Annotated in this window: 11 protein-coding genes and 1 pseudogene; 2 read left to right on the top strand and 10 right to left on the bottom strand. The window is 68.4% G+C overall.

Annotation, left to right across the window (positions count from 1 at the left end; genetic code table 11):
* Positions 1–393: 393 nt before the first annotated feature.
* Both AC067N_RS29265 and AC067N_RS29270 read right to left on the bottom strand, forming a co-directional pair.
* Entirely contained in the window at positions 394–6,984 is a 6,591-nt protein-coding gene (locus AC067N_RS29265; protein WP_478681889.1) for an RHS repeat-associated core domain-containing protein, read from the bottom strand.
* Between the two features lie 186 nt (positions 6,985–7,170).
* Positions 7,171–10,713: a LamG domain-containing protein gene (locus tag AC067N_RS29270; protein ID WP_478681890.1), complete on the bottom strand. Its 3,543-nt coding sequence runs from the start codon at positions 10,711–10,713 to the stop codon at positions 7,171–7,173.
* A 1,047-nt stretch (positions 10,714–11,760) separates the two neighbouring features.
* Here AC067N_RS29270 and AC067N_RS29275 point away from each other — a divergent pair.
* Positions 11,761–12,591, top strand: a complete 831-nt coding sequence (locus AC067N_RS29275; RefSeq protein ID WP_478681891.1) for an IS5 family transposase — start codon at positions 11,761–11,763, stop codon at positions 12,589–12,591.
* On the opposite strand, the gene AC067N_RS29280 is transcribed toward AC067N_RS29275, so the two are convergent.
* The 3 genes from AC067N_RS29280 to AC067N_RS29290 all read right to left on the bottom strand — a co-directional run bounded on the left by AC067N_RS29280 (position 12,509) and on the right by AC067N_RS29290 (position 14,979).
* Positions 12,509–13,096: a hypothetical protein gene (locus AC067N_RS29280; protein WP_478681892.1), complete on the bottom strand. Its 588-nt coding sequence runs from the start codon at positions 13,094–13,096 to the stop codon at positions 12,509–12,511. The genes AC067N_RS29275 and AC067N_RS29280 overlap by 83 nt on opposite strands.
* Before the next feature lie 97 nt (positions 13,097–13,193).
* The gene (locus AC067N_RS29285) at positions 13,194–14,420 is read right to left on the bottom strand and encodes an acyltransferase family protein (RefSeq protein WP_478681893.1); all 1,227 of its coding nucleotides are present in this window, start codon (positions 14,418–14,420) and stop codon (positions 13,194–13,196) included.
* Positions 14,421–14,481: 61 nt separating this feature from the next.
* Positions 14,482–14,979 (bottom strand): nucleoside deaminase, encoded by a 498-nt coding sequence (locus AC067N_RS29290; protein WP_478681894.1) that lies wholly within the window; start codon positions 14,977–14,979, stop codon positions 14,482–14,484.
* Between the two features lie 135 nt (positions 14,980–15,114).
* Here AC067N_RS29290 and AC067N_RS29295 point away from each other — a divergent pair, with 135 nt between their 5' ends.
* Complete coding sequence (locus tag AC067N_RS29295; protein ID WP_478681895.1) at positions 15,115–15,909, top strand: GNAT family N-acetyltransferase; 795 nt, start codon at positions 15,115–15,117, stop codon at positions 15,907–15,909.
* A 16-nt stretch (positions 15,910–15,925) separates the two neighbouring features.
* On the opposite strand, the gene AC067N_RS29300 is transcribed toward AC067N_RS29295, so the two are convergent.
* The 5 genes and pseudogenes from AC067N_RS29300 to AC067N_RS29320 all read right to left on the bottom strand — a co-directional run.
* Entirely contained in the window at positions 15,926–16,804 is an 879-nt protein-coding gene (locus AC067N_RS29300; protein WP_478681896.1) for a GNAT family N-acetyltransferase, read from the bottom strand.
* A 237-nt stretch (positions 16,805–17,041) separates the two neighbouring features.
* Entirely contained in the window at positions 17,042–17,305 is a 264-nt protein-coding gene (locus AC067N_RS29305) for a GlsB/YeaQ/YmgE family stress response membrane protein (protein WP_478681897.1), read from the bottom strand.
* Between the two features lie 82 nt (positions 17,306–17,387).
* Entirely contained in the window at positions 17,388–18,590 is a 1,203-nt protein-coding gene (locus AC067N_RS29310) for an aminoglycoside phosphotransferase family protein (RefSeq protein ID WP_478681898.1), read from the bottom strand.
* 144 nt (positions 18,591–18,734) lie between these two features.
* Positions 18,735–19,190, bottom strand: coding sequence for an SPW repeat protein (locus tag AC067N_RS29315; RefSeq protein WP_478681899.1), 456 nt, complete (start codon positions 19,188–19,190; stop codon positions 18,735–18,737).
* 330 nt (positions 19,191–19,520) lie between these two features.
* Positions 19,521–19,942 (bottom strand): annotated as a pseudogene (locus tag AC067N_RS29320) (sigma-70 family RNA polymerase sigma factor); the annotation flags it as partial.
* Between the last annotated feature and the right edge of the window lie 19 nt (positions 19,943–19,961).

Raw genomic sequence — 19,961 nt, forward strand, 5'->3', positions numbered from 1 at the left:
CCGGTCGGAGCGGTAAAAGCTAACCGTTAATGCTGGAACCTTTGAAGGATTCCACTACATCAGGTGAAAGTTCCGGGACCTTGTGTCGTGCACTGAGACATCAGATGACCGTGCCGGATTGGCCCTTGTCAGCTATCTCACGCAAAAGGTCTTTGTACTCCGCGTGCCCCCGCACGAAGCGGCAGTGTCCGCTCTTTGAGTCGACGACAACTCCAGGGCTGCCGCCAAACCTTGGCCTCCCCTCCGGGGACGGTGGACTCACGGTGACCTGGAACAGGTAAAGGCCAGACCTTGAAGTTCCCCGAAAAGAGAACCCCCATTGCAATCCGCCATTTTGGGGAAGATTGTGCGATCCGAACTCTTGCGCAGTCAATGCCGCAGCCTCGGGAGAGATCACTTTGCACCGCCTGTGTGCATAAACTCCCAATGATCCCAGTCAAGGTCGGCGTATCCGCCAGCCTGCCCGTCCAGGAACTTCACATTCCCTCCATGGTTTACCGCGTTAAAGAAGTGACCTATGTCTGAACCCTCGTGCCAGGCAAAGATCACTCCTCGCGCTCCGTCGCCTGCCTTGTGAAGCTCATCTACGACCCCAGCTGCACCGGCCTCCTGATACTTGAACGTACTTCCGAAGTACTCTTCCAGTGCCTCGGGGGCCAATACACCACTGTCCCACGATTTCATGGGCTTGCCTGAGAGTGCACTGTCGGTCGCGATAGCACATGCTCCACAGTTGTACCAATTCCTGGGTGCACCGTGCTCTGCCGCATTGATGCCCCTAAGCGAGCCTCCCACGACTGCGGAACCGCCGACTACCGCGCTTCCGCCGGACGCACCACCGGTTGCCATCTCAGCGATTTCAGCGGCGCATACCGGCGCCGTGGCCAGGCATCCCTCGCCCAGGGCGACGGCGACCGGGGCAAGGATTACGGCTGACGCCACGACTGTGATGGCGCCCAGCACAACTTTCTGCCAAGTTGCAAGCTTGGGCCGGTCGTTGAGGAGGTCCTTAGCAGCCTGGTTCGCCGGGACTGGGTAGCTACCCGCGAGCAGATCCCACTGGGGCTGGTCCTTCTTTTCTGGCTTCGGGTCGGGTCCCTTCTTGAACACGACCTGCGCCGTGCGAACGCCCCCGTCCGTGCGGACAGTGACGGTCATCGTGCCGCTTCCGACACCACCGCCAGCCTTCTGGTACTCGAATTTCTTGGTGTAGGTCTGCGTGGAGTGGTAGACCCAGGTCCCGTTGGGGCCCATCGTCATGTAGTCGCGGTAGGTTCCGCCCTTGCCGTCGCTGCATCCCCGCTCGCAGTCCGTGATTGGCCGCAGGCCGGTGGGGTCGGACTTGGTGACGGGGGTGTTGTTGGCGTAGGCGTAGCCGTTGAGGGACTCGTGGTCGTCGGGGGCCAGAATGGGGTCTACGGAGAGAAAGCGTCCGGTGGCTGGGTCGTACTCGCGGGCGCCGATGTGGGTGAGTCCGGTATCGGCGTCGGCGGGTTTACCGAGGAAGCCCTTGTCGTCGGGCCACGTTGACGGATTTGTGCCGCGTGCCTCACCGAAGGGCTTGGTGTAGCGGCGGGTGACGGCCTGGGTGGTGGCGTCGACCGTCATCGAGGCGGTGCCGTGGTGGTCGTCGACCATCCAGGACAGCCCGGTGTCGGTGCGGACGGCGGTGGCGTCGCCGGCCGAGTAGTAGCGCTGCGCGGTGAACTTGTTCGCGGCGGTGTCGTAGTGGAGTTCCTGACCGGCCAGGTAGAGAACGGTCTTGTCGGGGCCGCGGCGGATGAGAAGTTCGCCGCCTGCGTCGTAGAGGTAGTCGGTGGTCTTGGTGCCTTCGGTGAGGCGGGTGAGTTCTCCTTCGATGTCCCAGACGAGGGTTTGCGCGGTGCCGGTGGGGCTGTAGCGCTTGGTTGTGTTGCCCTGCTCGTCGTAGCTGTAGGACTTCGCCGTGCCACCGTTGACGGAGACCGAGGTCATCGTGTGGGGCTGGCCGCCACCGGTGGCGTTGACAGCGGGGTACCCGTAGGCCGTGGTGGTGTCATCCGAGGCCTTGTGCTCGGTCTGGGTGTCGCGCAGGCCGCCGGGCTTGTAGGTCCAGCTGGTCCAGTACGGGGCTGGGCCGCCGAGTGCGGTCGCGGATCGGGCGGTGGTGCAGTCGTTGGAGGACGGGGTCCAGGCTTCGGTCAGGCGGCTGTAGCCGTCATAGGCGAAGCACTGGGTGTCTTTGCCGTTGGCGCTGTCGGTGATGGACTTGACGTTGCCGGTGGCGTCGTAGACGTAGTCGACATCGCTGGTGTAGCCGGTGTTTGTCTGGTCGACAGTGTGTGTGTTGGCCAGGCGGCGGGTGCCGTCCTCGTAGCGGTTGAGGATCTGGAGCTGCTTGGCCCCGGTGGAGGTGCCCAGGCGGGTCTCCTCGATCTCACCGTACGGGGAGTAGCCGATGTTCTGGACGTAGTCCGTCATGCCGTCGGTGCCGGTGAGCATGCCGAGGCCGTTGTAGCTGTTGGTGACGGTCTCGGCGGGCAGGCCTGCCACTGCGGGCATCGAGATGGACTGGACGGTGCCGTCGATGTTGTAGGTCGTGGAGCTGGTGAACGTTTGCGGCATGCCGGCGGTGACGAGGGCATCGCTGGCGGCGATGACGGTCTTGGTGCCCTTGGGGCGGCCGAGGCTGTCGTAACCGGTGACGACCTGGGAATAGATCTTGCCCGTGGTGCCGCCGACGTAGCGGATCGCAGCGGTCGGCTGTCCCTTGGCCAGGGAGTCGTAGGTGAATTTGGTCAGCTGGTGAGCACTGTCCTTGGCCCCGTCCCAGGTGCCGATCTTGCGCCCGAGCTCGTCGTAATCGGTGATCAGGGTGCGGGAGACGCCGTCGAGAGTCGTGGTGATCGTCAGCGGCTGGTCAGCCTCGTTGTAGGTGGTGGTGACGGAGCCCTTGTCGGGGTCGGTGGACGTGGTTTTGCGGCCGCGCAGGTCGTAGTCGTATGTCCACTCAGCCCCGTCCGGACCGGTCATCTTCTTCAGCTGGCCACCGGGCGTGTACTCGAACTGGGTGCGGGTGTAGTCGGTGCCGGTCGGCACCGGCCCGCCGTACTCACGTCGCTCGGTGACCCGACCGCGGGCGTCCACGATCGTGAGTGTGCCGGTGCCGCCTTCGGCGGCGGTGACGGCGGTGCGGTCGCCCTGCTCATCGGTCTTGGTGCGCCACTTCTCCTGGCCGTAGACCCGGAAGATCGATTCGGTGGCGCGGCCGGCGGCGTCGAAGACCGTCTCGGTGGAGGCGGGGACGGAGCCGGTGAAGGTGTTGGCGAGCGTGCCTGAGGGCGGGTTGTTGTCGTGGACCTGGCTGTTGGAGATGTGTGCCAGGCCGCGGGAGTCGTAGAGGGTTTCGGAGATCACCCGGCCGCCGTTCGGCGCGGGGACTTGCTTCTGCCGGGGCCGCAGAAGGCCGTCGAAGATCTCGTAGGCCTTGTTGTAGGTCTGTCCGTCCGCCTTGAGGGCGTCGGTGCGGACCCAGGTCTCCTTGTCGTTGTTGATGCTGTAGGCGTAGATGATGCTGGCGGCATCGCCGAGCGCGCGCGCGCGATCCGGCTTCCAGACCTGGTGCAGGCGGCCGAGTGCGTCGAAGGACCACTCGGTGACGTTGCCGTTGGCGTCGGTGCTCTTGGTGGCCGTGCCCCAGGCCGGGTCCACCTCGCTGGTGGTGGTGTAGAGCTTGGGGTCGGTGGTGGTCTTGGACGTCAGCGGACCGTAGCCGGTGTCGTCGGGGACGTAGGTGGTCTTGACTGTGCGGTTGAGAGCGTTGGTCGCCGTGGCTGGCCGGCCCAGCTTGTCGTAGGTGGAGCTGGAGACCTGCTGGTAGACAGGGGATTTGTCCAACGGGTTGTAGCTGGCGACCCGGTAGGAGGCGGTGATCTCACCCTTGGTGGGCGCCACCCCGACGGCCTGGGCGTCGTAGGCCGTGGTGATATCGGAGACGACATCGTCGGGGATCGCCGGGGTGGTAGCGCAGCCGACCGAGTAGGTCTCGGTGCGCGAGATCTGGTTTACCAGCCAGGCTGTGGTGTTGCGGGCGTAGGTGTTCCGCACGCACGATTCGTCACCGGTTTTTGCGGCGTCTCCGCTGTCCTCCACGGTGATCGGCATTCCGTACGTGGTGTCGTACGTGGTTTTCTGAGTGACCGTTCGGGTGCCGGTGGAGGTCTTGATTCGAGTTTCCGTTTCACCGGCCTGGACGATCCAGGACTCGGTCGTGCCCCAGCTGTAGGTGTGGCTGCCGGTCTTGTGGGACCAGGGCGTATTGATGGTGCCGCTGACTTCGTCGGTTCCGTTGTAGATGATCGTCTCGCGGACGAAGCCGGCGTACTGGCGGGAGTCGTCGATGGCGGTGCCGGTGGAGTCGGTGACCTTCTCCGCCCGGGCGGTGCCGTCGAGTTCCTTCTCACCGTTCAGTCCACGCATGTAGAGCGTGGACTTCTTCGAGCGTGGGCCTTCTGAGTTGCCGGAGGTCTCCACGACCTTGCCGTAGCCGCGCCACTGCGACCAGGTGCGGTTGGACGGCTTGGTGATGCCTTCGTCGTCGGCGTAGGCCCAGCCGGCGCCGTCCCGGTAGTCGTAGTACGTCTCGCCGGCGTCGGCGTGGCCGTAGGGGTCGTCCTGGAAGACGGAGGTAACCACGTACTTGTGGAACCAGTCGGTGACCGGGGTCGCCCCGGACTGGGACCACTTGACCGGGAAGCAGCGGCGGGTGTTCTTGTCTATGGCCGCCGGCATGCTGGAGCCCCAGATGCAGTCGGGGTCGGAGTAGTTGACGGTCAGTGTGGAACCGGTCTCGGACTTGATGGTGCGCACCCGCCACTTGATGTAGCGCAGGGTGTCGGGACCACTGCCCTCGACGTGATTGGACATCTGGATGCCGCCGAAGACGATCGGCGGCATGGCGGCCGTGGTGGTGTTGGCCTTGCCGGTGTTCTGGATGGACTTCAGCCACAGACTCGGCGATGAGGCGTCACCGGTGTTGGGGAAGTCCTGCTCCAGGTGCCATGTGTCGACGTCGCGGCGGGTGGTGCCGGTGCCGGTCCATACCGAGGTGGTGATGTCGGTGAGTCGCTTGCGTGTGAAGAAGGACGGGCCGATCTGCGTCGTGCACTTGGTGCTGGCCGCGCAGATCATGTCGAAGGGCACGTCGGGCCAGTTGGCCTTGGTGGTTTCGGACAGGCTGGAGCAGCCGCCCGAGACGACGCAGCGTTCGGCGTGGGTGAAGCGGACCTGCTGGGCGGCGGGTTTGGTGTAGATCAGGTCGCTGCGCAGGCCGTAGTCGATGCGGTTAAGGTAGCCGCCTCGGGTGTAGCTGGTGCCGTTGACGGTGGTGTTGGCGTTCTTGGAGTAGTAGTTCGTCTCCCGGCTGTACCAGTAGGTGGAGGCGTTGCCGTGGGTGTCCACGACGTAGTCCAGGTTCCAGCGCCAGGCCTGGTAGCAGGAGGAGTCGGCGAAGCCGGTGGACTTGTAGCAGGGCTCGCCGGAGTCGTCTCCGAAGACGGGAACGGTCCATACTGAGTTGGTGACCGGGTCGTCGTCGGTGGTGTCGGTGGTGCCCTTGTCGCTCCAGCCGGGCATCCTGTGCTTGCCGAAGTAGTACTGGATGCCGGACGCGTCCGTGACCTTCCAGTACTCGGTGTTGTCGTCGCCGTTGCCGGTGGCTCCGGTCAGGTGCTCGACGCGGGTGCCGTCCTGGTTCTTCAGCTTCCAGGAGCCGCCGGATGCCTGGGACAGGGCCGCGGTGTCGCAGGCCGCCTTGTCGGCGCAGGTGTTGACGAGCTCGACGGCCTTGCCGTTGAGGACGAGGGTTGCGTTGGCGTACTTCCAGCACAGGTCGCCCTTGCCGGACTGGCCGTCGTCCTTGCAGGCTCCGTAGGTGCGCTCGATGTAGGACTCGGTAATCGAGAAGCCCTCTCCTATCACCGAGGTCTGGTTGTTCTCCCCGGCCGTGCGGCCGTCCACCGAGGCTGAGTTGTAGGAGAGGGACAGGTTCGGGGCCGGGCCGGCCGTGGCCGGGGGAACCCGCAGCGGGTAGTTCCAGGTGAAGTCACCCGTGCTGCCGCCCGCCTCCCAGGTCGCGGTCGGGGACAGCGTGGTGGCGCTGTAGTCGCTGCCGCTGCCGGAGCTGTCGGCCGACGCCGCCAGGAGCATCGGAGTGCCGGCCTTCAGGCTGGAAGCGGAGACGGTGCCCGTGACGGTCTGGGACTTCGCATCGTTGTCGGCGCCCGCCACGGGACGCTGGGTTCGGCAGGCCTCCTTCTGCGGGGTTGTCAGGGCACAGGCCGGGAGAGACACCAGGCGCAGCCGGGGGCCGAAATTTCCGCCGTAGACGTCCTTGAAGGATGAGTAATCCAGGGAGACCCGGAGCTTGTCCGTGTCTCCGGCCGAGTCCTTCGCGGCTCCCACCGGGTCGACGGTGAGCAGAACACCATTGACACCCGCCTTCTTGGCGGCCGACCGGGAGTGGACGCGCAGCGCCACCTTCTCGGCCGGGCCAGCTGCCTTCCGCTTCGTCTTCGGCTTGTTCTTCGCCTTCGTTTTAGGTGATTTGGCCGGCGCGGCGGCAGGCTCCTGGGACAGGGCGATGCCGAGCCCGCCCACGGTGACAGCAGCCTTGCGGGTCGCCGTTACCTCAGCGGTCGCCTTCCCGGCCTTCGGCCAGGCAGTCTTCTTCAGCCGCTCACGGGTCTCGCGGGACGCTGGTGCGGCCTTGTCCTTCGGAGCCTTGGACGTGCCCGGCTTGAGCACACCTACCTTGTCGATCTTTGCCTCAGGCCGGTCCTCCAGCTTCTTGCGGGCAGCCAGTGGCTGGGCCTGCGCGGCGAGGTTGTAGCTCGAGGGAACCGCGACTTGCGGCAGGAGGGAGAGGGAGACGACGACCGCGCCACGGCCGAGCCAGCGACGTACGACCGCCCCTGACAACCGTTTACGGAAGGGTCTTGGAGACACGGTGATTTCCCAGTTCTTGGAAGTGGTGATGGGCAGTACGTGCTCGGGCAGCGCCGTCGGCACCCGAAGACCGGGTCCGAACGGTGCGTCCGCGCGCATGCGTGCGCGTCCGAGCTGATGAGGAACAGATGCAGAGGAAGGCAGGACGGGGGCGGGACCGGAGGCCCGCCCTGTCCCGCCCCGCTTCTACTGCTGCTCGGTGTTGCGTCGGTTGGCGATCGCGTCGGTGGAGGTGGCTCCGGCCCAGACGCGGACGCTGTCGATCGTTCCGGGGAAGTAGCGCGCGGCAGCGCCGTTGATCTGCGCTCGGCCGATGTCGAATGCTCCGCCGCCCTGCCAGGGGGCCGAGTACGAGACGCCGTCCTCGTCCCCCATCAGCGCGCTGTCGACGTACAGCTTGAGCCCGCCGAGCTTTGAGGTGTCGTCGGGGTCGGCTGCCGCCTGGGCGTCGTAGACAGCCGTCAGCATCACCGGGACGCCCAGCTGGGCCGTGGTGAAGGCAGTGGATTCGCTCTCAGTCCAGACCGCACCGGTGCCGTCCTTGTCAGGACGGCCGAACGTCCACCGCCCCTGGGTGCTGCCGGCCGGCTGCTCGTACCAGACGCCCCAGGAAGACTGGCTCGCCCCGGACTGGCCGAACACCTGCACCGCGTACGACTTGCTGGTGTCCGCGAACTTGGCGGGGTTCAGCGTGACCCAGGCGGTCGCGGTGAACGAACCGGAGTCGTCGACGAGAGGGCCGGTGGCGCTGGCGTACGCGCTGGTGCCGTTCAGGGTCATCGTCTGCCTGGTCGTGACCTCTTCGCCGGTCTCCGGGTCGCCGGTGCTGACCTGGTCCAGGACGGCACCGTTGAGGGTGAGGTTCCTGCTGAAGCCGCTGGTGTCCTTTACGGTGGTGCCGGTCGCGTTGGCCGTGTCGGTGGCGTCCCACTTGGCGACGAGTGCCGGGACCGGGTCGCCGGCGGTGCCGTCGCTGAGGTCCTCGTCCTCCAGCCAGGCATCGTGGGCGAGTTCGGTGTCCGCGAGCGCCCGGGACCAGACCTTCACCTCGTCGATCGTTCCGGCGAAGTTCTCCTTGCCGGTCGCCGCATGCCACAGCCGTCCGACCTGCAGATTCCCGGACGCCTTCCACGGGGCCGTGAACGCCACCGGCTTACCCTGCGGGACACCGTTGACGTAGAGCTGAAGGGTCTGAGCCGCTGCGTCGTAGACCCCCGCCAGATGGGTCCAGGCGTTCAGGACCGGCGGTCGGGTGCCGATCGAGCGGACGATCGCAGGGTCAACGACGTCCGTCTGGTGGCGGTTGAAGATCCAGGCGTTGTAGGTGCTGGAGTAGTACAGCTGGAACCCGGAGGCGTTCGTTCCCGCCTGGGACAGGACGGTGTAGTTGACGTCCTTCTTCGTCAGACGAGCCCAGGCCGAGACGGTGAAGGACTTGGTGGTGTCCAGGACCGAGCCGGAGGTGGAGAGGTAGGCGGCGGTGCCGTTGAGCTTCGCTGCGCCGGGACCACTGCGGGCCAGGGTGTCCCAGGCGGCTCCTGAGGAGGTCAGCGGGTGCTGGGTCGCGGTTGTGGAGTCGGTGAGGGAGTTGTCCAGATGCCAGATCCCCGAGGGCAGCTCGGCGCCCTTCACCAGGAAGCTGTAGTACCCGGTGAGCGAGCTGTGGCCGGCGGCATCGTAGCCCCAGACCTGGATGGTGTTCTCACCGGCCTGGTTCGGCGTGATCGTCTGCGTGGTAGCCGCGCCCGTGGCAACTGGGATCGGCGGTGAGACTGCGCCGCTGTTCAGCTTCCACTTGTAGCTGACGACGTCCGACTGGATGCCGGCCGTGGTGGGGTTGGTGTCCGCGGGGGTGAAGGTGAACTTGCCCGGCGTGCCCACTCCGCCCGCGGCCGGGTCGGTTTCGGCCGGTTTGTAGAGGCCGTCCGCGCTGGTGATCACCGGAGGTGGCGGCGAGTCGGTGTCGATCCGGAAGTAGCACCAGGACGACCAGGACGAGTCCAGGACGCCGGTGTCACCGCGGTCCGTCTTGTAGTACGCCTGCGTCTTGACCCGCATCCGGTAGTTCGTCTGCGCCGGCAGCGTGTTGGTCGTCGCGGTGCGGGCGGCGTTGTCGGCCACCCAGGCGCCGTCCGGCGAGGCCTCGGACCAGGCACGGCTGGAGCCGTCAGCCTTCCACACCTCGAACATGGCGCGCAGCTGGGCGTTGGAGCCGTCAGCCGACTGCACAGTGGCCAGCATCTTCGGCGTGGTGTCACTGGTGGCGAAGGGCTGGGTGGAGGCGTTGCAAGCCCGCCCCGTGGTGCCCTGCTGGACACCGTACGAGGTCGGCTTGCCCGGGTAGGAAATGTAGGTCACCGACAGCTTGGCGTCGTTGCGGAACCGGGCCCACGCGCCGGCGTCGGACTCGTCGTGCGCGGTCAGCGAGAAGGTGATTGCCGGTTCCTTCTTGGAGGCGTAGGAGGCAAGGGTAGTCGTCAGGTTCTCGTTCGTCTCCGCACCTACGTTGTCGCTGAAGCGCACCCAGTTGGCGGGCTGCGACGGGTCGCACAGGGATCCCCGCCCGTAGGCCACGTACTTGTCACCCATCAAGTCCACCCCGGTGGGGCGGGACGACCAAGTGGTGCTGGAGGAGATGCCCTTGTCCACGCGGCTCAGGTCGTACCAGTGCGGCTCGCACGAGAACGTCCAGACCTGGTACACCTCCATCGTCACGTCCAGGATCTTCTTGCCGTGGATCGAGGACAGCGGGTACTCGAAGTACATGCGCTGGGTGTACGGGCTGTAGGAGCACAGGTAACCGGCGTAGTTGGAGCAGCGTCCCACGCCCTTGTCCCCGTCGAACTCCCAGTACTTGGTGCCGTTGGAGGCCAGGGCCGTCCAGTCGCCCAGCGCGATGCCCTTGGTCGGTGGGTCGATATAGAGCGGGAAGACGGTGTCCTCGCCGTGGAGCAGCGCCGGATCGGGTGTGATCTCCAGGGTGGTATCGCTGATCTTGAGCGGGAGTTCGGCCGTCGCGTCATCGCTGCCGGGAGCCTCGGAAGGGGCCGGCTCGCCTTCGGCGGCGGGCACCGGGCCCGATGTCGTCGCCTCCGGCTCCCCTTCCGCCAAAGGCGGCGCGCTGCGGGCGAGTTGCGTGGTGACGCCGTCCGTGGTGGTACCGGGGGCCGTGTCATCGCCGGCCGAGTCCCACATGCGCCCTGCCGGGCTCTCGAACACCGGGCTTCCGTCGCCGTCACGCGCAACAAAACCGCCGTCGGCCGTCGGAACAACGTCCAGGCCCTTGCCTGAGACGGGCATCTTGATGGTCGCGAGCGCCGGATTTTTCGCCGCTTCCGCGGTCCTGACCACGAGGACTGAGGTGTAGCCGGAGCTCAGCGCAGTCAGTTTCAGGTCGACATCCGGCAGCACGTCCGCATAGGTGGCGGTGGCGCCGTCGAGCCGGGGCTCGGGGAGCGCAGTGGGCCAGCCAAGCTGCAGCTTGTGCCCCTCATCCTTCAGTGTGACCAGTTGGTCCCCGCTGCCGCCGCCGGAGAGGGTGAGACCGGCCGTCGTGTTCCTGGCTCGTACCGAACCGTCGGCCTCACGCAGGAGAGTGGTGTCAATGGGTGCCCACGTGCCGTCGTCCTTCTGGGCGCGCACCGGAGCCGCGTTCATCTCCTGCGTGAAGGTGCCGTCCGGGTTGGCGAAGACCTTCGACGACTCGGTGGTCGCCTCATCCACGGCCACCCGCTCACCGGTCTCCGCAGCGAGAGCACTCGCCTTCGACTCCGGTGTCTTGTCAGCCGTTACCGAGGCCGTGCTGCCGTCAGCGATGGCCGGGGGCGCTGCGGCCCCAACAACCGGAACCGCGCCCCCCAGGAGCGTGATGGCTATCGCCCCGCTGCGCGCTGCCTGACGCCAGCCGCGTCCCCGTCTTCGCGTAACCACGCCCCACCCATCCCCTTAACTTTTCATTACAAAGAAGCTGTAAGGATCATGTGTTCGACCGAACACGCCGGTCAACGGTGTCACACATCACGTTGACGGGCCTAGGTCGATCATGATTTAGCAGCACCCGCCTGACTAACCGTCAACAATGCGATTTGGCGCGGCCACATCCCCAGCCCCTACGTCAACTCGCCTCGTATTTCTCGGGAGTGAGCTGCAGGCAATGGCGCAGTCCTGCGAACCGTCTTGTCCCCCAATCTGTCGAGACACTGGCCGGCCCGATCGCGGCTTCCGGTTGGCAACAGGGCGAGCGCACACCGGATTCGCGTCAACAGCGAGCGGGTCCCGCTTGCGCTCTTCGTCAGCTGGGGAGCCAGGCAGGACCCGGCGGCTGGCTGTGAGGCTGGTGCAGTGGGCGCTTCCAAAGCCTTCTAGTAGGACTCCGTTAGGTTGTTCTGGATCTTGGGGTTGTGCTGGTGGTGGCTGTTCTGGGCAGGGGGCGGTGGCAGGTGGTGCAGGTGCCGGTCCAGCAGTTCAGCAGGTCCTGGAGGGTGTCGAGGATCTGGTAGAGGGTGAGTGCGTTGTGGCAAACCGGATCTCGTTCGAAGTGCGGTGCGGGTGATCATTCGGACAGGGATGCCGGTGTGGTCGCGGGCATGAAGAAACGGGCCCCTTGGTAGTGACGTGGTTGTTGAGGCCGGTCACGAGCAAGGAGACCCGTTGTCTGACGAGTTGACCATCCCTGTTGTGCCGGCGTCCACCACGGTCACCCCTGGGTGTGACTGCTACGTCCACAGGTTCGGTTCGATCGCTCCGGGACGGCGGGCGCGGTGCTATCCGAGTGACATGACGGATGCGGAGTGGGCCGAGGTCCGCTCCGCGATGCCGGTGCCGGCCTGGCTGCTCAGGCAGGGCGGGCGTCCGGAGGCGTACTGCCACCGCGAGATGCTCGACGCTGTGCGCTACCTCGTCGACAACGGCGTGAAGTGGATGGCCATGCCGGTCGACTTCCCGTACTGGCGGGCGGTCTACGACTTCTTCCGCCGCTGGCGGGCCTGCGACTACGTGCGTGAACTGCACGAACGCCTGCGCCGCACGGCGAGGGAACGCGCAGGCCGAGGCGCCGAGCCCAGCGCGGGAGTCATCGACAGTCAGTCGGTGGACGCCTCCGAGACCGTCGGCGAGGACAGCCGCGGATACGACGGCGGCAAGTCACGTGACGGACGCAAGCGCCACATCCTGACCGATACCGAGGGCCTGCTCCTCGAGGTCACCGTGACCACGGCCGACGTGCACGACTCCAAGGCCGCCCCCGCGCTGCTGGAGACGTTCATGGACCAGCCGGGCCGGCTGCTGAAGCTGGTGTGGGTCGACAGCGCCTACCAGGGTCCGGCGCTGGCGAAGGCGTTCGCCCGCCACGCAGTGCGCGTCGAGGTCGTGCTCCGATCCGACGGGCGGCGCGGATTTGTCGTACTGGCCCGCAGGTGGGTCGTGGAGCGCACGCTGAGCTGGCTCTCCCGCTCGCGCCGCCTCAACCGCGACCATGAACGCCGCCTCGACCACCACGCCCAGATGGTGTGGTGGGCCGCCGTGATCAGGCTGTCCCGGCGCTTGGCCGGGGACGCTCCGCGCTGGCCGGAGAAGCGTCCCGGCCGACTGCTTGGGGCGCGGGCATGAACCGTCCGTCCTTCGCCCGCACCAGCCAGCCCCGCTTCTCCAGCACATAGGCACGGTGACGGATCTTCTCCACCTCGTTCTTGATCTCCGCTTCCCGGCCCACCGCCCGCGTCAGCTCCACCCCGTTCACCGGCCCCGACGCAGCCACCACCGCGGCGAACACCTCCCGGTACAGGCCGCTGAGCGCCTCCTCACCCATGCCCGGCGCCCACACCGGCGGCCGCTCGCCCTGCACCACGCCCAAGCCGCTCGATCCCACAGCGGTCACCACCTCGCCACCCGAAGGCACCAAAACCGGCGTATCAACCGTGCGCTCCTCCGCCAGCACCGACACGAGCTCCTCATGCCCCACCCGGGCCCGCTCGACCCGCTCCCGCGCGGCATCCACCTCCGCCTGAGCCTGCTCCAGAACCTCCGTCCAGGACTCCAGATCCCGCCTCGCCCGCGCCTCACGCTGTTCCATCAACCCCAGCACCGACGGCATCGCATCCTCCTCGATCGACAACAAGCCGTCCGCTGCCTGCCCCTACACCTCCGCGATCATGCCCCGCACACGAAGAAGCCCCTGCTCATCGAACAGGGACTCCCTTTGCCACAACGCACTAAGACCCGTCGCCGGGCGTCGCGGGGCAGACGGGAGTCTGGCGACAGCCCCCGACGGCCGGGGAGGCCGCCCGTTCACCGGACGGCTCGGCGGGGGCCGGATCCGCCCCGGAACGCTCGGCGGGGCCCCGTGCCCCGGGCGGTTCGGCGGCAGTAGGCATCTTGAACGCCCACTCCATGCGCGGCTCGACGACACAGCGCAGCACGGAGCGCACCGGGGGTGCGCACAGCAGCGTGATGCCGCCGACGGCGACGGCCGTGACCGCGAGCTCCCCGAGCGGGGTGTGCAGCCACTCGGCGGCGTACCAGTCCCGGAAGCGGGCCCACTTGATCACGAAGCCGTGCAGCAGATAGCCGTACATCGTGCCCGCGCCCAGCGCCGTGAACCACAGCCGCCGACGGGGCACCCAGGCCAGGAAGGAGGCTGCCAGCAGCACCGCGAGGCAGAACAGCGCGGGCGTGGTGAGCAGGCCCGCCCAGCGGGAGACGCCCTGGCCGGTGACGCTGCCCCGGTGGTAGAACCAGCCCGCGTCGAACCACGGCGCCACCCGGTACGCCGCCACGAACACCCCCAGGCCGACGGCGAGCGCCCCGAGGCGCGCCCGGCGGGCGCGAAGCCGTTCGACGTGCTCGGGGCGCAGGGTCAGCCCCAGCACGAAGAACGGCAGGAACCCCAGGACACGCTGGATGGAGATGTCCCCGCCGAGGTCCGGCGAGACCGCCGCGAGCGTCGCCAGCCCGAGCGCGACCGGAACCGGGTGCCGCAGCGCCGGCCACAGCGGGGTGGTCAGCCGCCACACGAAGAGCGCGACCAGGAACCACATCACGTACCAGGGGTCCAGCAGGCTCAGCGGGTACCCCGGATCGTCCTGCGCCCACCGGTAGAACAGTGTGTAGGCCGTCTCGAACACCACGTAGGGCACCACCACCCCGGTCAGCAGGCGCTTCAGCCGGCCGGGCGTCATGTCGAAGCTCCGCGAGAGGTACCCGGAGATCAGCGCGAAGGCCGGCATGTGGAAGGCGTAGACCGTCAGGTAGGCGGCCGTCGCGGCCCGGCTGCCGTACGTCAGCGGCTCCCACGCGTGCCCGCAGGCCACCAGGACGATGGTGAGGTACTTCGCGTTGTCGAAGTACGGGTCCCGAGGCCCGCGTCCCGCGGGCGGCCCGTCCCGGTGGGGCGGGGCCGCGGGGACGGGCCGGGGGTGCTGCGCCACGTCTTCAGGCATCGAAACAGGTTCTCCGGTCAACGACGACGGACCCCGGACCGCCTGCCCCGTTCCGGCCCTCTCAGTCGTCGGCGGCCTCCACCGTTTCGGCGTGGAACCGCCGGTGCAGGGCACGCACCTCCTCGACCAGCTCCGGGACCGGGCCCTCGACCACCACCCCGGGCGCGACCTCCCGTACGGGAAGGGTGCGCACCGGCGGTGGCGGAACCCCCAACTCGCCCAGCCACAAGGAGAGTTGTTCGGAGGAGGCGATGTACACGATCCTTCCGAGGCCCACCCAGGCGTGGGCGGCCGCGCACATCGGGCAGTGCTCGCCGGAGGTGTAGACGGTCGCCGCCGCCCGTTCGCCGGGGGTGAGCCGGGTGGCGGACCAGCGCGCCAGTTCGAACTCCGGGTGGCGGGTGCGGTCTCCTCCGGCCACCCGGTTGTGGTCCTCCGCCAGCACCGTGCCGTCGGCGCCGACGAGGACCGAGCCGAACGGTTCGTCACCGGCCTCCAGCGCCTCGGTCGCGAGCTCCACACACCGTCGCAGGTGCACCAGTTCGGATTCGTCCATCATGGTCGTACGCGCCCTCCTCGGGACCTCTTCGGATGCACTTCCGCGCGGTGCACCCTATGTCGCGTGTCCGAATCGCACTCCCCTCCGCGCGCGATATCCGTTGCCAGGGCCAACGAGTGATGATGGAGTGACCGTATGGATCACGCTGCTGTGCTGGCACTGTTCGACCGGGACATGCGGGAGGGCGCCCGCCCCGACAGCCCCGGAGCCCGGATCGAGCGCGTGGGCGGGGTGGTGCGCCAGGTCGGCTCCGAGAACGGCTGGAGCGGAGTCGTCTGGTCCGATCTGGACGAGGCGGGCGCCGACGCGGCCGTCACCGAGCAGATCCGCTACTTCTCCGGCCTCGGCCGTGACTTCGAGTGGAAGCTCTACGGCCACGACCTGCCCGTGGACCTGGGACGAAGACTCCGCGCGGCCGGTTTCACCGCGGCTCCTGAGGAGACGCTCATGATCGCCGAGGTGGCCGACCTGACCCTCGACGTCGAGCCGCCCGAAGGGGTGCGCATCCTGCCCGTCACCGACGCCGAGGGCGTGGCGTTGGTGGCCGAGGTCCACGAGAAGGCGTTCGGCACGGACAGTTCCCGGATGCGGCACCAGCTGCTCGCCCAGCTCGGCGGGGACACCGAGACGGTCGTGGCCGTCGTGGCCCTCGCCGGGGACGAACCGGTGAGCGCCGCCCGCATGGAGCTGCTGCCGGGAACCCGTTTCGCGGGCCTGTGGGGCGGCGGCACCGTGGAGACCTGGCGTGGCAGGGGCATCTACCGGGCCCTCGTCGCCCATCGCGCCCGTGTCGCCGCCGACCGCGGCTACCGCTACGTCCAGGTCGACGCCCTCGCCCGCAGTCGCCCGATCCTGGCGAGGCTCGGCTTCGAGCCGCTGACGACGACGACACCGTACGAGTACGCGGTGGGCGGGGCCGCGGCGGCGTGATCCCGTTCCGGGACCGTCACAGGTCGAGCTGGTACTCCACCGCCGTGTGCGTGGGTCGGTAGCCCAGCCGGTCGTTGACGCGGAGCATCGGCGTGTTGTCCTCTGCCGTGTCCGTGAGGAGGGCGATACCCGGGTACAGGCGGTGGGCGTGGAGGATGGCCTCCGCCTTCATCTTCAGGGCCAGCCCGTGGCCCCGGTGCTCGGGCAGCACCGCCGTGCCGTAGTGCTGCCCGTCGCCCTCGCCGGCGGCGGGCAGGACGAGTTCCGAGAAGCCGACGATCGTGCCGTCCGACGTGTGCACGGCCGCGACCGTGTGGAGCGAGTCGCCGCGCTTCTCGATCGTCTCGGCGGCCGTCACCAGCCGCTCGACGTCCCAGACCACCGTCCCGTAGTCGGTGTCGCCCATGGGCATGTCGTCCATCGCGCGGCGCGAGGCCGCATAGGTCTCGGCCAGATCGGCGGGCACGGCACCCGCCCAGGCGGTCAGGTGATAGCCGGGACGCGGCTGCTCCGCGATGTCTCGGACGGGGCCGAGGTCGAGGTCCGCGAGGTCCAGCCGGGCGTATGTCAGCCTCAGCACGTCGCGGAACCCGCGCGCCGCGAGGAACGCGTCGCCGGGGGAGCCCCGCCGGGCCTGCGCGACGACGACCCGGCGGTGCTCGCTCCTGGCCGCGCCGACCGCCGCGTCGAGCAGGGCGGTACCCACGCCCCGCCGCCGTTCGGCCGGGTGCACGGTGAGCTCCAGCTCGGTCAGATGCGTCTGGCCCTCCCCGGTGAACAGCCGGAGGAAGGCCGAGCCGACGGGCTCGCCGTCGGACCCGGACGCCAGCCAGGCCAGACGACGGCTGGACGGGGTGGGGGAGGGGTCGGCGAGCGGCGTGATGCGCGGGGGCAACTGGACTCCGGGGCGGGTCGGCGGGGCGGCAGACCGGGTCGTATCGTCTGCCGGGTCGGGGCACGGTAGCCGCCGCGCCCGCCGACCCACAACGCAATTACGGACGACGGAATCACGGTGCCGCTCGCCACGCCGTGGCGCGACACCTCGTGAAGGCCCGCGATGGACGGCGGCCGCGTGGCCGGCCGCCCCGGACGGCCGCGCGCCGGCTCCGGCGGCCGCTGCCGCGCGATCGCCTCAGCGCCGGGCTTTGGTGCGATCCAGTGCCGCGACGCCCAGTGCGGCGAGTCCTAGCTGGATGAGCCACTCGACCCAGTCGACGCCGTCGGTGTCGGCCACGCCGATCCCGGCCGCGATCGCGGATCCGACGAGCGCGGCGACGATGCCGACCAGAATCGTCAGCAGGATGCCGATGCGCTGCCGGCCCGGGACGACCAGGCGTCCCAGGACACCGATCACCGTGCCGATGACGACGGCACTGATGATGCCGTCGATCTCCATCTGTTCTCCATTTCGTCCTGACCCCCGCGGCCGTGCGAGTGCCCTGAGAGAACGGGTGCAGTCCGTTGCGGTTTCAGGTTCTTCACGAAACGCCCGGACCCGCGGCACACCGCACCGCCTTCCGGATCACCGCGGCCGGGTCACCCTCGTGGTATGGCCGCTCCGACGGCTCGATCCCGTCGAGGAACTCCTGGTAGCGCACGGCGTACGAGAGATGCGCCAGCGGCTCGGCGAGCGCGAGCGTACGGGCGGGGTCGCTCGCGGGGACGTGGGTGCGCCAGGCGTCCACCCAGGTGCGGACGGCCGTCGCCCGCACCGCCTCGGGGAGGAAGTCGTGCAGGCGCAGACAGTCCAGGACCGGGTTGCCCCAGTGCGCGTCGGCGAAGTCCACGACAACGGGTGGCCCGCCGTCGCCACGCCAGTTTCCCGGATGGAAGTCGGCGTGCACCAGGGTGTCGGGCAGCCCGCACTCGGCGAGCAGGCCCCATCGGTGGGTCAACTCTCGTGCCACGAGCCGTTCTTGTGCGGTGATCTCCAAGTGGACGGTGCCGTCCAGCAGGTGGCGCGTGAGGTCGGCGAGGATCTCGTCACGCCGGTCCCGCAGTCCTGGTGGACGCCGGCCGGCCAGTGCGGCCTGGGCGGCGACGAAGCGGCGGACCCCGGCCTCGACGGTGCCGGCACCGGCGTTCCAGCAGTCCTCGCCGGGGATGTGCTCCAGCAGTACGCGCCCGTCGCCGGCGCCGAGAACGGTGGGGACGAGCCCCGCGTCGACCTCTGCGAAGGCGGCGATGGCGGTCGCCTCGTCGGTGGCGAAGGGAGGGGTCGCCTTGAGCCAGACCGGGCCCCGCCCGGTCGGCAGCCGGAAGAGCCCCGCCAGGTTCCAGGTCCGCCGCTGCTCCACCGGCCCCGTCACCGGCCGCCCCTGGGCGTACAGGGTCCGCTCGGCCCATTCGAGCAGCTCCCTCAGCCCGTCGGCCCGTGCCCACCGAGACCGAAGCGGCTCGTCGCCGCTGAACAGTGCCCGGTCCACATGCCGCTGCTCCAGCACGCCGGGCCTCGGCGGCTTCGACGCCTCCACGTGGTACGTCACATGCCCGTCCCGCCCGCTCCCGCCCCCGTCGACGGAGAGGAGACGCAGGACCAGGACGGGCACGTCGAGCGCTCGCTCCAGATGCCGGACGACCTGTTCCACCTCTGCCCACCGCGGGACGCCGACGGGGAACGGGCCGGTCACCCCGAGGAAGTCCGCACCCGAGGTCACCCATGCGCTGACGGTTCTGCTCACGGGCCTCAGTGTGCGGGCGGGGCCGGGCTCCCGGCCAACGAATATCGCGCGGTGGAGCGGCGCGTGCGCCGGTCTCGCCCCGGCAGGCGACGGCCGACCCGCCGGGGCGGATCGGCCGTCAGTACCCCTCGCGGGTCTTCTGTTCTACATCGGCGGAGTGTGGGACGCGCGTGTGCCGCCCTTCGCCGACGCGCCGGCGCACAACAGTCCGAGGACTACGGCCAGGGCGCCGATGACGATGTTGTTGACCACGACACCGGCATCGGGGCTCTCGCCCACGATCCACGGCGAGATGATCATCCAGACTCCGAGGGCGCACATGGCCCAGCTCAGGCCGTACATCCTCGCCGGTGCTGCGGTGAAGCCGAGGGCCAGCAGACCGATCGCGATGCCCACGATCAGGTTGTGGGGCACCAGCGAGGGCTGGCTCGTCGTGTAGTGGAGTATCCACGGGGAAACGGCGCAGTAAAGACCGAGCAGGAACACCGGTCCGTCCACGAGCGCCACATCGCGACCACCGAGCATGCGGTCGTACCGGGCCCGCATTTCGGTTACATCAGGGTGGCTGGTGATGTCACCCCTGTGTGAGACGTTGGCCATGACTCGACTCCTTTTGAACTCAGCAGGCCTGACCGCGTCCGGTGGGGTATGCGGTAAGCGCCGCGTATGCTCATTCTGCTCTTATTTCCCCTTTATGTGTAGATGTTGTCGAGCAGTGCGAGGAGTGGAGTGAGCCCCGTCCCCGGGGATCGCCGACCGTTCCCCGGAGACGGGCCCGGCCGGGGCCGTCGACCGGAAGTGGAGCCGATCAGCTCGACCCCGCGGCCTGTACTTCCGGTGGGGAGGGGCATCCGGATGCGGGAATGCGCCCGCAATCTCGGAACTGATCTGCGTCGATCGTGTATCGAATGTGAACGGGTAGCGCGGAGGTCACAGGCGATCGTTCTCGATCAGGCGTCCCTGCAGGCGCCGCAGCCCGCGCCGTGTGTGGCTCTTGACCGTGCCGAGGGGCAGGCCCGTGCGCTGCGCGATCTGGGTCTGGGTGAGGTCCTCGTAGAACGCCAGGTGGAGGACCCGCCGTTGCGGCGCCGGAAGCTCGCCGGCTCGGAGCGGATCAGCACACGGTCGAGGGCGGCCTCCGGATCGTCGCGGCCCGGGCGGTCGGTGAGGGCCGACCAGGTGTCCGCCGAAGCGGCCGGCTCCGCCCGGCGGGTCCGCGCGGACAGGGCGTCGGCGATCCTGCGCCGCGTGATGCCGACGATCCAGGCGCCGACCGCACCGCGCTCGGGACGGTATCCGTGTCGTCCGCGCCACACGCCGAGGAACACCTGCTGGGTGACGTCCTCCGCCTCCGACGGCTCCTCCGGTAGG

It is taken from the genome of Streptomyces sp. NPDC042364, from assembly GCF_056437585.1.